The sequence below is a fragment of the Pseudoflavonifractor sp. SW1122 genome (assembly GCF_012027765.1).
Classification (GTDB): Bacteria; Bacillota; Clostridia; order Oscillospirales; family Oscillospiraceae; genus Enterenecus; species Enterenecus faecium.
This window is the reverse complement of sequence record NZ_SJOS01000005.1, coordinates 1-13,955: the sequence shown is the minus strand read 5'-3', so window position 1 is coordinate 13,955 and position 13,955 is coordinate 1. Positions and strand designations below refer to the sequence as shown.

The 13,955-nt window shown below is 50.1% G+C and carries 10 protein-coding genes, 1 tRNA gene and 1 pseudogene; 3 read left to right on the top strand and 9 right to left on the bottom strand.

Going from position 1 to position 13,955, the window contains the following annotated elements; all coding sequences use genetic code 11:
• Positions 1-359: 359 nt before the first annotated feature.
• The 6 genes from E0L15_RS02210 to fabG form a co-directional block, all read right to left on the bottom strand.
• Positions 360-1,061 (bottom strand): ABC transporter ATP-binding protein, encoded by a 702-nt coding sequence (locus tag E0L15_RS02210; protein ID WP_168124414.1) that lies wholly within the window; start codon positions 1,059-1,061, stop codon positions 360-362.
• Positions 1,062-1,066: 5 nt separating this feature from the next.
• A complete protein-coding gene (locus E0L15_RS02205) occupies positions 1,067-1,888 on the bottom strand; it encodes an ABC transporter ATP-binding protein (RefSeq protein ID WP_243155359.1) in 822 nt (273 codons plus the stop codon).
• A gap of 22 nt (positions 1,889-1,910) precedes the next feature.
• Entirely contained in the window at positions 1,911-2,990 is a 1,080-nt protein-coding gene (locus E0L15_RS02200; protein ID WP_168124412.1) for a branched-chain amino acid ABC transporter permease, read from the bottom strand.
• Positions 2,991-3,000: 10 nt separating this feature from the next.
• Entirely contained in the window at positions 3,001-3,921 is a 921-nt protein-coding gene (locus E0L15_RS02195; protein ID WP_087232669.1) for a branched-chain amino acid ABC transporter permease, read from the bottom strand.
• A 142-nt stretch (positions 3,922-4,063) separates the two neighbouring features.
• A complete protein-coding gene (locus E0L15_RS02190; protein ID WP_168124411.1) occupies positions 4,064-5,233 on the bottom strand; it encodes an ABC transporter substrate-binding protein in 1,170 nt (389 codons plus the stop codon).
• Between the two features lie 158 nt (positions 5,234-5,391).
• Positions 5,392-6,123 carry a 3-oxoacyl-ACP reductase FabG gene (fabG, locus tag E0L15_RS02185; protein WP_168124410.1) on the bottom strand — a complete coding sequence of 244 codons (732 nt, stop codon included), beginning with the start codon at positions 6,121-6,123 and terminating at the stop codon, positions 5,392-5,394.
• A 100-nt stretch (positions 6,124-6,223) separates the two neighbouring features.
• On the opposite strand from fabG, the gene E0L15_RS02180 reads away from it, so the two are divergent.
• A tRNA-Val gene (locus tag E0L15_RS02180) sits at positions 6,224-6,300 on the top strand.
• A gap of 165 nt (positions 6,301-6,465) precedes the next feature.
• Here the strand turns inward: E0L15_RS02180 and E0L15_RS02175 are convergent.
• A complete protein-coding gene (locus E0L15_RS02175) occupies positions 6,466-6,819 on the bottom strand; it encodes a hypothetical protein (RefSeq protein ID WP_243155357.1) in 354 nt (117 codons plus the stop codon).
• Between E0L15_RS02175 and E0L15_RS02170 the strand changes: the two genes are divergently transcribed.
• Positions 6,814-7,605: a hypothetical protein gene (locus E0L15_RS02170; RefSeq protein ID WP_206020533.1), complete on the top strand. Its 792-nt coding sequence runs from the start codon at positions 6,814-6,816 to the stop codon at positions 7,603-7,605. The two genes, E0L15_RS02175 and E0L15_RS02170, sit on opposite strands and share 6 nt — an antisense overlap.
• Before the next feature lie 181 nt (positions 7,606-7,786).
• Here E0L15_RS02170 and E0L15_RS02165 read toward each other — a convergent pair whose 3' ends face one another.
• Together E0L15_RS02165 and E0L15_RS02160 are read right to left on the bottom strand one after the other, a co-directional pair.
• Complete coding sequence (locus tag E0L15_RS02165) at positions 7,787-8,830, bottom strand: virulence RhuM family protein (protein WP_206020532.1); 1,044 nt, start codon at positions 8,828-8,830, stop codon at positions 7,787-7,789.
• A gap of 117 nt (positions 8,831-8,947) precedes the next feature.
• Positions 8,948-9,073, bottom strand: a pseudogene (locus tag E0L15_RS02160) (type I restriction endonuclease); the annotation flags it as partial.
• Between the two features lie 644 nt (positions 9,074-9,717).
• Here E0L15_RS02160 and E0L15_RS02155 point away from each other — a divergent pair.
• Positions 9,718-13,449 (top strand): ATP-binding protein, encoded by a 3,732-nt coding sequence (locus tag E0L15_RS02155; protein ID WP_168124408.1) that lies wholly within the window; start codon positions 9,718-9,720, stop codon positions 13,447-13,449.
• The last annotated feature ends 506 nt before the right edge of the window (positions 13,450-13,955 follow it).

Genomic DNA, 13,955 nt, shown 5'->3' with positions numbered 1-13,955 from the left:
AAATTTGGATGCTTTAACAAATTATACCATGGAGCAGAGAGGAAGTAAAGGGCAATTTTTGATAGAAAATATTGTCTAACTTTTGGGGGTCACTTCAGTTCGGTTCTGCATCGTCTCAGATGGGGAAAAAACACAAGTTTACCAAGAAAAATAAATGATCTTTTATGGGTAAAAAGCCCTCGGCAGAGTTTTCCCGCCCGGGGGCGGGAAAATAAATTGAAATCCGTTTTTTTCGGGGACATGTGCATCGGAAAAAACACCTCTCAGCCCGCCAGTGTGGCCTTGGGTCGTCCTTTGACCCAAGGGTGCATGCAGCGGGCTGCAACTTTTTCCGAAATATGCTTGCATATTTCGGAGGGCTATCCGCCCAAGTAAGCTTTCTTTACGGATTCATCATTGAGCAGCTGGGCGCCCGTGCCGGTGGAGACGATCTTGCCTGTCTCCAGTACGTAGGCCCGGTCGGCCACGGACAGGGCCATCTGGGCGTTCTGCTCCACCAGCAAAATGGTGGTGCCCGCCTTGTGGAGAGAGCGGATGATGTCAAAGATCTGTTCCACCAGGATGGGGGCCAGACCCATGGACGGCTCGTCCAGCATCAGCAGCTTGGGGTTGGACATGAGGGCTCGACCCATGGCCAGCATCTGCTGCTCGCCGCCGGACAGAGTGCCCGCCACCTGGCGGCGGCGTTCACTCAGGCGGGGGAACAGCTCATAGGCCCGTTCCAGCCCACCTGCCACCGAGGACTTGGGCTGGCTGTAAGCGCCCATCTCCAGGTTCTCCTCCACTGTCATCTGGAGGAAGACCCGGCGTCCCTCGGGGACCTGGGCCAGGCCCTTGCCCACCAGTTTGTGGGCGGGCTGGCCCATGATGTTCTCCCCCATAAACTCAATGGAGCCGGTGCGGGAGTGGAGCAGGCCGGAGACGGTCTGCAAGGTGGTGGTTTTACCCGCCCCGTTGGCGCCGATGAGGGTGACGATCTCGCCGTCGTTGACCTCAAAGGACACCCCTTTAATGGCGTGGATGGCGCCATAATAGACGTTGATGTTGTTGACTTTCAGCATGGTCCTTAGCCCTCCTTCTGCTTGCCCAGATAGGCCTCGATGACCACCGGGTTGTTCTGAATCTCCTCGGCGGTGCCCTTGGCGATGATCTGGCCGAAGTTGAGCACACAGATGCCCTCGCAGATGCCCATGACCAGGTTCATGTCGTGCTCGATGAGCATGATGGCGATTTGGAAGGTGTCACGGATTTTCACGATGTTTTCCATCAGCTCCACCGTCTCGGAGGGGTTCATGCCCGCCGCCGGCTCGTCCAGCAGCAGCAGAGAGGGGTTGGTGGCCAGGGCCCGGACGATCTCCAGCCGCCGCTGGGCACCGTAGGGGAGAGAACCGGCCTTGTGACCCGCCAGATCCTGCATGTCGAAGATGGACAGCAGCTCCATGGCGCTCTCGTGGGCCATTTTCTCCTGTTTCCAGTAGTTGGGCAGGCGGAGGATGCCGGACAGGGCATTGTATCGGGTCTGGTTGTGGAGGCCGATCTTCACGTTGTCCTCCACGGACAGGTTGTTAAACAGCCGGATATTCTGGAAGGTACGGGCGATGCCCATGCGGTTGACCTGGGCGGGAGTCTTTCCGGCGGTGTCCATGCCGTCCACCAGAATGGTGCCCCGGGTGGGGTGGTAGACCTTGGTGAGCAGGTTGAACACGGTGGTTTTGCCGGCGCCGTTGGGGCCGATGAGTCCGGCGATCTCGGTGCGGCCCACGGTGATGTTGAAGTCCTTCACCGCCGCCAGACCGCCGAAGTCGATGCCCAAGTGGCTGCACTCCAGAATGGGGGACTTGTACAGGTCACGCTCAGGGATGATGGAGTGGCTGGGTACCGGGACCATTTTCCCTTTTTCAAATACCTTTTTAGCCATTGACGGCGGCCCCCTTTCTTCTCTTGGGAATCACACGGCTCAGAGCCGCCTTGAAGCGTTCGTTGTTGGTGGCCAGCATCACCAGGATGAGGACCACGGCGTAGGCCAACATGCGGTAGTCGGAGAATTCACGCAGGGCCTCGGGCAGGACGTACAGCACCACGGTGGCGATGATGGAGCCCCAGATGTTGCCCAGACCGCCCAGCACCACGTACACCAGCACCAGGATGGAGGTGTTGAAGTCGAACTGGTCGGCGCTGACGCTGGAGTAGTTCAGGCCGAACAGCGCGCCGGCCGCGCCTGCCAGAGCGGCCGAGGTGACAAAGGCGATGAGCTTGTATTTGGTGACGTTGATGCCCACGCTCTCGGCGGCAATGCGGTTGTCCCGGATGGCCATGACCGCCCGTCCGGTGCGGCTGCGCACCAGGTTGAGCACGATGATGAGGGTGATCATCACCAGCACAAAGCCGGCGGTAAAGGTGGCAATGCGGTGGTTGCCGGCGGCACCCTGGGCGCCCTTGATGATCTGAATGGCACCTTCCTCCAGGTGCAGGCTGTCCATGGTCTTGGTGCCGTCGATGTTCAGGGCGATGTGGAGCCCGTTTTCATCCCAGCCCACCAGCAGGCAGTTGATGATGCCCTTGATGATTTCGCCAAAGGCCAGGGTGACAATGGCCAGGTAGTCGCCCCGGAGACGCAGCACCGGGATACCCACCACAAAGCCCACCACAGCGGCCAGAATGGCGCCCACCACCAGAGCCAGCACCAGCCGGACCAGCTCGTTGGGTACAGAACTCTGGAGGCTCATGGACACGATGACGCCGGAGAAGGCGCCCACACTCATAAAGCCTGCATGGCCCAGGGACAGCTCACCCAGAATGCCCACGGTGAGGTTCAGAGACACCGCCATACAGATGTAGCAGCAGATGGGCACCAGCATACCGGTCATGGAGCGGGTGAGCATTCCAGCGGACTGGAGCAGGGTCACGATCACAAAGGCGGCGATGACGCCCAGATAGGTGGCGTAGTCCACCTTGGTGATGGCTTTCATGTTTTTGAAGTAGTTTTTCATATCCGCCACCTCACACTTTCTCAGGCACGTACTTGCCCAGCAGGCCGGAGGGCTTCACCAGCAGCACCACGATGAGCACGGCGAAGAGGATGGCGTTGGACAGCTGGGTGGAGATGTACGCCTGGGCCATGGACTCAATGATGCCCAACAGAATGCCGCCCAGGAAGGCCCCGGGGATGGAGCCGATGCCGCCGAACACGGCGGCGGTAAAGGCCTTGATACCGGGCATAGAGCCGGTGGTGGGCAGCAGCACCGGGGAGTAGGAGCACAGCAGCACCCCGGCGATGGCGGCCAGAGCAGAGCCGATGGCAAAGGTCATGGAGATGGTGCGGTTGACGTGGATGCCCATGAGCTGAGCCGCGCCCTTGTCCTCGGAGCAGGCCCGCATGGCTTTACCCATCTTGCTGCGGTTGGTAAACAGGGTCAGACACACCATGATGACGATACAGGCGGCCACGGTGAGCAGAGCCACATAGGAGATGCGCAGCTGGCCGCCGAACAAGGTCAGCTGTCCGCTGATGACGGGGGTGAAGTTTTTGGGGTTGGCCCCGAAGAGCAGCTGGGCGGCGTTTTGCAAAAAGTAGCTCACGCCGATGGCGGTGATGAGCACCGCCAGGCTCCCCGCCTCTCGCAGGGGGCGGTAGGCCAGGCCCTCAATGACGATGCCCAGCACCGTGCACACGGCCATGGCCAGCAGCACGCACACCAGCGTGGATAGCCCGGTGGCCACCGCCGAGGGAGAATCCCCCAACAGGGAGCCGCTGGCATAGGTCATGGAGTAGAAGGCCACATAGCCGCCTACCATGATGACGTCGCCGTGGGCGAAGTTGAGCATCTTGGCGATGCCATACACCATGGTATAGCCCAGGGCGATGATGGCGTAGATGCTGCCCAGACTAATACCGGTGATCAGGTATGATAGAAATTCCATAAGCTCTCGATCCTCTCTTTTTCTCCTCTATTCCAGGAGCCAGAACGGAAGGGGTTCCGTGCCGGCTTCTGGGATAGAAATACAGAGTGGCTGCCGGAGCCCGGCAGCCTGCCCTGTGTTTTATTCGGATTGGATGGTTGCGTCAGGGAGTGACGTAGGTGCCGTCCTTGATGATGACGGCGGCGGGGTCCTTGGACACGGCGCCGTTGTCGTCCCAAGTCATCTCAGACCCGGCGCTGGTCAGGCCCGCCACAGACAGATCGCCCATGGCCTGGATGAGGCCGTCGCAGATCTCCTCGTTGGACATGTCGGGGGTGACACCGGAGGCCTTAATGGCTTCGTAGAGGATGTACACGGCGTCATAGGCATCGGCGGCGAACTGGTTGGGGGTCTCGCCGTTGTGACGCTCTTTGTACTCGGCCACGAAGTTCTGGGTGGCCTCGTCCTGGGCGTCGGCGGAGAAGGGAGTCAGCAGATACACGCCCTCAGCCAGAGAGGCATCGAAGCCGTCAGCGGTCAAAATGCCGTCCATACCGTCCACACCGAAGAAGGTGGGGGCGTAGCCCATGGCGTTGGCCTGGGTCAGAATGACGGAGGCGGGGGTGTAGTAGATGGGCAGGAACAGCAGGTCGGCTCCAGCGGACTGAGCGCCGGTGAGCTGCACGTTGAAGTCGGTCTGGCTGGAGCTGTCGAAGGTGCCCTCATAGACCACGTCCATGCCCCGGGTCTTGGCCTCGGCGGCGAAGGTGTCCCGGATGCCCTGGGAATAGGGATCGTCATTTTTATAGATGATGGCGATCTTGGCGTCGTCAAAGTGCTCGTCGATGTACTGGGCGGAGCGGCTGCCCTGGTTGGAGTCGGTGAAGCACACCTGATAGGTGTTATCGTTGCCCTCGATGACGTCGTCACCGGAGGCGGAGGGGGTGAGGGTAAACACCCGGTCCTCATTGGACAGAGGAGACACGGACAGGGCGGGCTTGGAGGTGACAGTGCCCACCAGCATCTGCATGCCCTTATCCATCAGCTGGTTGTAGGCGTTCACCGAGGTCTCGGGGTCGTTGACGTCGTCGGCGGAGATGAGCTGGAACTGGATGTCACCGCCCAGGGCGTTGATCTCATCCACAGCAATCTGAGCGGCGTTGACCACGTTGGTACCGTAAATGGCGGCGTCTCCGGTGAGGGGGCCCACCACACCCACGGTGAACACGTTGGAGTCGCTGCTGCCTGTATTGTCCTTGTTGCCGCAGCCGGCCAGCATACCCATACACATGGCGCCTGCCATGAGCATCGCTGCAATCTGCTTCTTTTTCATTGTAACAACCTCCCATTTTACCGATTTAACACGCTGCAAGAGAATCGGTAAGATTGTTGACAATTATAGACCTGGGCCACAAGATTGTCAACCTATAAAATGAACAATGACCGTCCACGTGGGACGGCCATTGTATTGCATACTGACGACAAAATGTCTTAGATTACCAGGCCGCCGTTGGGAGCCAGCACCTGACCGGTGACAAAGGAGGCCCCTTCCGAGGCCAAAAACAGGGCACAGGTGGCGCATTCCTCCGGCGTTCCGATGCGGCCCAAGGGGGTCTCGTCAGCCAGAGCGGCCATATCTTCGGGGGATAAATGGGCGTTCATCTCGGTGGCGATGACGCCGGGGGCGATGCAGTTGACCCGAATATTTGAAGGGCCAACTTCCTGTGCAAGCGCCTTGGTGTAGGCAATGACGGCACCTTTTGTGGCGGAATAGGCCACCTCACAGGAGGCGCCCACCTGGCCCCACATGGAGGAAACGGTGAGGATGCACCCCTCTTTGCGGTGGACCATGTGGGGCAGTACGGCCTGGCAGCAGTAGTGCATGCCGTCCACGTTGACGCCGAAGAGGGTTTTCCACTGCTGGGGGTCAATGTCCGTGACCAGACCCACATGGGACAGGCCAGAGCAACAAACCAAAATGTCAAGTTGACAAAATTTTTCTAACACATTGTCAACCATGCTTTTGGCCTGGCCGGGATCGGACAGGTCGGCGCACACCTCCAACACGGGCACGGAGAGGGCGGAGAGCTCCTGGGCCAGGGCGTGGAGCTTGTCCACGTTGCGGTGGGCGTGGATGGCCACGCCGTACCCGGCCTGGGCGAAGGCCCGGGCCGTGGCGGCGCCGATGCCGCCGGAGGCGCCGGTTATCAGAGCGTATTTCATACGATCACCTCGGGATAGAATAAAAAAAGTATAACATGAAAAAAAGGTGTTGACAAGAAAGGGAGTATTATGTATAATAGCATTCGTTCCCGCGAGCAATGGACGATTAGCTCAGCTGGTATGAGCACCTGCTTGACGTGCAGGGGGTCACAGGTTCGAGTCCTGTATCGTCCACCATAAAAACCGCTGTTTTCGCAAGAAAACAGCGGTTTTTCTTTACTTTTTCGAGGTGTTCACGGGACGGGCTTTGACCACATATTCGTTTTGACCACAGGTTAGTCACAGACAGATCAAAAGCAGCCCCTCCGGAAGCCATCCTTCCGGAGGGGCTGCCTTCTTCTTTTAGACTGCCGGACGCCTGGCTTTGAGCGCTGCCAGTTCCTGTTTCATTTCAGCGATCAGTATTGCCAGCTTCTCCTCACACTCCGCCTCCGTGGGGGCGTAGATGTTTCGGGCCATGCGCTTGCCGTTGACCTTGGGGGAGTAGCGTCCCTCCCAGAGGTGATCGTTGATCTGGCTCACACAGCCGGTTCCCGGCTTGCGGTATTTGCCTTTCACCGCCTGGAAGGGGGTGGCTGTGGCTGGCCTGTTGGGCTTGGGATTGAGGGGCGGCTCCACCCCGGCAATGCCCCGGTCGATGCGGTCAGCGGCTCTCTGGCGCATTTCATCGCTGACATGAGCGTAGACGTATTGCAACTACATCAAGGTAAATTTCTTTTTCGTCTGTCGGCACCACACTTGCCACGTCGGGAGATAACGGTTACAATGGTGGTAAAGAAAGGGGGCTTGTGTATGGCAACAATCCGATGTCCGCACTGCGGCAGTCCTGTCATGGTGCGGGGAAACCGCTGGGAGTGTGGCTGGTGTGGGGATTTTGGGAACATTTCCTCTCTGTTTCCATCTGAACAGGCCAAGCTGGCCCCCAAAAAAAGTACACCCAAAATTACGTTGAGTTTCACCGTCTCTGTGGAGGACAGCACGCCTCCGCCACGCCATTTTACCCGCACAGAATTGGTGGATATGGTGCGCCGCTGGGACTTCTCCGAAAACGAGTGGGCCTGCCGGGATCTGCTGATTGCGGACTTCCCCGATGCTGTCCGGCGATGGACGGCGGAGGAGCTGGAGGATATGGACACCCAGGATCTCCTATGTGAAGTCGGTGACAGCGACCCCCAGACCGCAGTTCAGATGATGAAGCTGCTGTTGGACACAGCAGGAAGCCACCTCCAGGAACCGGAGGTGGCCGAGCAGCTGTTGAGATGGGATATGTGCGATCTGTGCCGAAATCAGTTTGTTCAGGTTCCTCTTTTGAAACAACTGAAACATGATGACCGTCTGGCCCGCCAGCTATTTCAGAGCGCCTATGTAGGGGATATTCAGGAAGATTTGTTGGATGCGTGTGACTGGTTTGGGGAAGCAGAGCTGAAAAAACATCTCTATTCTCTTTTGACTCAAAATCGCTATTTCGAAGGATTTGACTAAATGGAATAACCCGGCCTGTGTCAATTCACGGGCCGGGCCTTCCTGCTTTTTGCGAGGTTTTCTTATCTTTGATAACAGTGTACTAAAATCGTTCTGTAAACGGCGATAAGGTACAACTCTGCCGATATGCACGAACTGCGCCCATCCGGGCAAAGCTGCTGAATCAGTTCCTCCAACCGTCTTATTCCATGATTCCCTCACCGTGCTCCAGCATGAAGCGGTCAAAATCACTGGTATAGAGCTGATCCTGCACAATGCGGTATTTCTCAAACTCTGTTTCTGCGTGGATTTTCGCCATTTCCGCCGAGATTTTCCCTGCATCCTGCAACACGTCCCGATCCCACATGGTCAAAAACCCATTTAGACGCTGTTCCCAGTCCGCCATGGTCATGGGGATTTTCCGTTCCGCCTGCATTTCCGCCAAATCCAGATAAGCGGATACCAGCCGTGACAGCTGGTGCAGCTCTTCTTCTGTCAGGTAGTTTTTTGCCACTACCACATCGGATTTATGGATTTTTCCATCGGGGTATCCGTCCCAGTTTGTCAGCCCCATATGCTCTTTCTCGGCATCCGCACGGTTGTAGACCACCTCTGCCGCTGTCTGCCCATGGACGCTGTAATGCAGCTTGTTTTGTACTGCTGCAAAGAATCTGCGGGTGGCTTTGGCGCTGGGGTCATAGTCCAGCGCAGTGGCATAGATATCGGTGATCTTTTGATAAAACTTCCGCTCAGAAAGACGGATTTCCCGGATTTTCTCCAGCTGTTTCTCAAAGTACTTCTCGGTCAGAACTGTTCCGCCGTTTTTCAGGCGTTCCTCGTCCATCACCCAGCCCTGGATGGTGTAATCCTTGACGATTCCATTTGCCCACTTGCGGAATTGGACCGCTCTTTCATTGTTGACCTTGAAGCCCACCGCAATGATCATCTGCAAATTATAGTGAGTAAGCTCACGGGAAACCTGCCTGGTTCCCTCGGTTTGAACTGTTTGGAATTTCCGAATAGTTGCCTGCTCCGTCAACTCGCCATCTTTATAGATTTTTTTGATGTGTTCGTTGACGGTGGGGATGGTCACATCATATAGCGTCGCCATCATCTTTTGTGTCAGCCAGATGTTTTCGTCCTCGTACCGCATTTCAAAGCTCTGCTGTGTATCACCGGTAGCGGCTACAAAGGTCAGGTACTCTGCAGCGGAAGAACGAATCAACTTATTTTCTTTGTCCTGCATGGAGTTACACCTCGATTCTTGCAATAATCTTGTCAATTTCTATCATCGTATTCAACGGCCGAGAACCCGATCTAAGGTTATGTTGGAAACGACCACTAACAGCTTCACCAGTTTTTAATTTCGCTTAGCTACCGTGGCCCCCAGCTTGTTGCTGTTCACATCGAAGTCATCAAACAGTCCGGCAAAATCGCCTTCCGACTGGCTGTCCTTGGCGGGTCTCTCAATGTGCCGGAAGACGGTTTCCGATTCTCTAGAAATCATTATATTATGCCATTTGATGATACACAAGGGTCATTTTCGCAGCTGCAACAATCCCATAAATAGGGCTGATCTAGTGGTTGGCTGGCCTGGGGTATGGGGGGCAGTTCAGAGCGGAACAACTGAAAACACAGAGCAGCCCGGCCCGAATGAACGACGGGCCGGGCTGGAATGCTTAATGGAATGATATTCTTATCTTTGATAACAGTGTATCGAAATTGTTTTGAGGGGCGATATATACACGACAGGGGATACTTCCAACGGATTAAAGATGTTTTTGTGCTTCACAGTATGTCGAAATGCATCGATACCTTGTGTTTCCTGAACTCATTTACTATAATAATTTTACAGTTGGTTCGTGACTTCTGTGTTAGCTACATGGGAGACTGGTAGCTGGTTGTATAGCAGGGGAGTGGGAGAAGTGTACTACGGAAAGCAGCTCTTTAGATTTTAGAAAAAAATTTCGGTTGCGCAGGTGATGGTTTAGATATACCCTTGCAATTGCAGTTTTTCAACACCATTACACATTATGAAATTGGCCTTGAAAAATCACTATCGACCTAAATGTGCACTTTAGATAACAAAAAACAGAGAATAATCGACGATAAATTAAAAAAGGAGTGAATGCAATGCCTAAGATTACAGATATAAAAAGAAGAATCCTAGAGTTGGCTCCAGCTCCGTTTCAGGAGTTTTGTGATACCTTGATCTCTAAACAAGGATATGGAAAAGTACATGGTTATGGTATGGAGTCAGGTACAGGTAATACTACCATAGGAAATCCAGACACATATTTTCGAAAAGAAAACGGTAAATATGTATTCGTAGCATATACGATTCAGAAGACAAGTATCTTTTCTAAACTTAGGGAAGATATTGATAAGTGTTTAGATACCTCCAAAACGGGACTAAAGACAGAGGATATTGAAGAAATTATATGTTGCCATACATCCTCAAACCTAAGTGCGGGAGATGACAAAGCACTTCATGACCTGTGTGAAGCTCAAGGAATAGTATTAACAATTTGGGGAATCGATGAGCTTGCAAATCAAGTGCATAATCGTTATCGTTCCTTAGCAAAAGATTATCTAGGATTAAACATCGACACCAATCAAATCCTATCGGTTGATGATTTTGTTGCTCAGTATGATGCAAATGGCATGGCAGCACCTCTGAATACTGTTTTTCAATATAGAGAGAATGAAAAGGAAAAGATCATTAGTGCTTTAGATAAGGAGCCTATAGTAGTCGTTACTGGTAAAGCAGGAGTTGGAAAAACGAGACTAGTTTTAGAAGTAATTCGAGATGTAGCTTTGACTAAGGGATATAAATTGTTATGTGTGAAAAATAACAATTTGGGGCTTTATGATGACTTAGTTTCTGCTACTGAACAGCCAGGAAAGTATCTTTTCTTTATTGATGATGCAAATGAATTGGCAGATATAAGTCAAATTCTTGCATATACAACAAAGGGGCATCTTGGCTATGAAGTGAAGGTTATTGTAACCGTCAGAGATTATGCCAAGGGGAAGGTGCTTTCTGCAGTTAAAGAGTATGCATTTCCTCAAACCATTGAAATACCTGCTTTTACAGATGATGAGATTAGAGGATTCCTTAATAATCTGGAAATCTACAATGAAGATTATGTTAAACAAATTATCCGCATTGCGGAAGGTAATCCAAGGATTGCATATATGGCTGGGAAACTGGCCATTGAGAAACAAAATTTGACAGCAATCAAAGATGTTTCGCAGTTATATGATGCATATTATGAAAAGTATGTAAGCGGTTCTTTGGGAATTGATAAAGATCTTTGCTTTACTGCAGGTGTTTTATCGATTATAAATGCGGTGGTATTGAACAACATGTCGGCGCTTCAAGACTTGCTGGATTATTATGGAATCACTTCTGAAAACTTTAAGGAAAAAATATTATGTTTGTCTAAACTGGAGGTTGTCGAAATTCAACTAGATCAGGTTGCAACGTTATCTGATCAGTGTTTGGCAAACTATATGCTGTACTATGTTTTTTTCGAGAAAAAACTAATTCCTCTTTCTGGTGTTTTAGAAACAGGTTATAAGTGTTTTCGCAATGGTGTTATGAAGAGCATTTGTACAATTCTTAATCTATTTGAATCTAGTGAAACTAGAGCATATTGTAAACAAGAGATACTGAAAGTTTGGGACAATCTAAAAGCTTCTCGTGACACATGCTACAATGAATTTGTTAAGGACTTTCATGTTTTTAGACCGGAGGAAGCTTTTCTTCTGGCCCAGGAGATAATAGAAAGTATTAATTCAGAAGAATTTAATGCTTGTACTGTAGATTTTTCTAAGAATGTTTTCTGCTATGATGAATCTGTATTAGAGTATTTGGAAGGATACGAGGGCAGTGATTATCTCCAGTATGTTATAGAGATGCTTTTGCAATACTGTTCGAAAACAGCGGAAACCCTTGTTTCGGGATATAAATGGTTGGAAAATTCTTATGGTATAGATAGGTCTTCCTATAAGTATGAGTATTGGAACCAAAAGAAAATATCTGACTACATATTTAGTGAGGTCTTAGAAGGAAATGCTACTGCAATGGCGGTTGGCTTTCAGTGGGCTACTTATTTATTGGGCTTTTCATTTCGTCATACTGAAATGGAAAGAGGGCATAAACTTGTGTTCTATCATATGGACATTAAACAATCGGACGGAGTTATTGCATATCGAAGTATATGCTGGAAAATGTTGATAGTGCTTGCTTCAGATCGAGGTTGGAATGATCGTGTATTGCTATTCCTCGATTCGTATGCTGGATATCTTCATGGAAAACCTGATTATGATATTGTGTCTTGGGAAGTCGAATACATTGAGCAGCTATTATCTATCTTGCGATGTGATCGAATATGCTATCTTAAAACTGTTCAAAGACTATTGACCAATGGCAAAAAGATGAATGTGGAATACGGTAAAAAATGGGCTGAATTATTGACGACAGATGAGTGGGGGTTATATCAGATCCTAGAAAACGATTATTTGTCCTCTGGACTGAAATATGAAGAGTATGAAAGCAAGAGAAATGCACTGCTATCGGAATATGGAAGGAATATTGTGATGTCTGATATTCCGAGCTTAATTCAAAAAATGAATAATATTGTGTCAGATATATCGGCAAAGCATGGTATATATAGTATCAATGAAGGTTTTGAATTAATTATTCAGCAATTTGATGAAGCTTGTATGCGAGAGTTTATGGGGGCTTTCATTCAATATGGAGGAAATATTACGATTCATCCAAAATTGGTATTAGAAGTACTAAACCGAAGTATGGATTCTGGTCAGCTGCTATCTTATCTTAAACAAGCTGATTTCCCCCAGAAGAATGAATGGCTGTTTAGTTTCTTTGAAACTTTGCCAGACCAGAGAGTTGTCCCAGAGATGATGCAAGAACTTTTGGATTTCTTGAATAGCGATTCTGACCAGTCCATACAATCATCTACGTATAGACGACTAAGATTTTTGGATAAGTTCTTAAACATTGAGCCCGATATTTATCCTAGAGCTTGTGCTATTATTTATGGTAAACGTAATTATAGTCCTTATATCGTAGGGATATATTTTGAGTTGTTGTTTCACGATCAAGTTTACACGCCTAGAGAGGTGCTAGAGTTATTCAAAAGCAACAAGGGGCTTTTGCAAGAAATATATTTCTATATGCTAAAGGAGAGCAGACTTGAAGATTTAAAAGGAGTTTTCTTGATCGAATTCCTATCATTAGGAGAAAGTTGGATTCAAGAGTATTCAAAAGTTTTTTGGGAACGAGCAGAAAAACACTTAGACTTTGATTATCACAGAAACGGTGTTTTATGGAAGTCGGAAAACTATAAGCAATATTTTGATTATATTTTTTACCATTTTCCAGGAGGTGAGATGTATAGCTGGAAAATCAAGTATGCTTTTATGAATGTTCTGGCACAAGCAGAAAATGACACTATTATTAAAGAGCATCAGCGAGAATGGTTGAGTCATATTATTATTGATAATTTGTCGTCTGATAAAATAGTGAACATTTTCGAGCTTGTTTGTGAACTTGACGAGGATATGCGAAGAAATGCGATAAAAGTATTTTTGGATAACAATCAGGATTATGAAACGTTCAGTGAGCTGAGGCTGATACCTAACCATTGGAGTGGTAGTGGGAGCTTAGTTCCAGCTTATCAAAAGGAGATAGATTTTTTGGAATCATTATATTCACTTGTCCCGGGAGTGAAATTCTTGAAGCATAGGGCTAGAATTGCATCAAAAGTTGAAATGCTTCATGAAATGATAAGAAGAGAAGAAGTTGAAGTAATCTGTAGGAACCTGTATATGTAAAGATATAAAGAGCAAACCTGCACCATGTTCCTACTACTATGGGCTGCACTTCTTTTTTGCTCTGATAAGCACAGCCTTTACCAGAAACAGAACGTCAATTTCAATTGGTCAGTACAGACGATAAGACGTTGAATTGATGTCCATCTGTTTTAGAGAGCTATTTGTCTGACCATTCAAGAGAAGCGTACCCACGGCAGTAGTATATGGATCATGCCGAAAGACCCGACGTAAAGGTTTGCTTATTTCTCTTTGTTAACAGTGTGCTAAAACCACGGAGGCGAGAAAAGCCATGTTGTCTACTCCTCCGATGGCCGAAGAAACTGACCACACAACCAGTCACAGACAGCCGTGGAACACGTGGAAACCCTGCAAGCGGAAAGTGCTAAAAAGCAAATGGAATGGAACGAAAATCACTAGAAACAGGTAAAAAATATTAGAAAAAAGTTACCATAGCTCTTGACGTGCAGGGGGTCACAGGTTCGAGTCCTGTATCGTCCACCAGAAAG

Bases quoted from the DNA above. Each gene is read 5' to 3' on its own strand.
- E0L15_RS02210 (WP_168124414.1), bottom strand. From the start codon at position 1,061: ATGCTGAAAGTCAACAACATCAACGTCTATTATGGCGCCATCCACGCC.
- E0L15_RS02205 (WP_243155359.1), bottom strand. From the start codon at position 1,888: ATGGTCCCGGTACCCAGCCACTCCATCATCCCTGAGCGTGACCTGTAC.
- E0L15_RS02200 (WP_168124412.1), bottom strand. From the start codon at position 2,990: ATGAAAAACTACTTCAAAAACATGAAAGCCATCACCAAGGTGGACTAC.
- E0L15_RS02195 (WP_087232669.1), bottom strand. From the start codon at position 3,921: ATGGAATTTCTATCATACCTGATCACCGGTATTAGTCTGGGCAGCATC.
- E0L15_RS02190 (WP_168124411.1), bottom strand. From the start codon at position 5,233: ATGAAAAAGAAGCAGATTGCAGCGATGCTCATGGCAGGCGCCATGTGT.
- fabG (WP_168124410.1), bottom strand. From the start codon at position 6,123: ATGAAATACGCTCTGATAACCGGCGCCTCCGGCGGCATCGGCGCCGCC.
- E0L15_RS02165 (WP_206020532.1), bottom strand. From the start codon at position 8,830: ATGCAGGACAAAGAAAATAAGTTGATTCGTTCTTCCGCTGCAGAGTAC.
- E0L15_RS02155 (WP_168124408.1), top strand. From the start codon at position 9,718: ATGCCTAAGATTACAGATATAAAAAGAAGAATCCTAGAGTTGGCTCCA.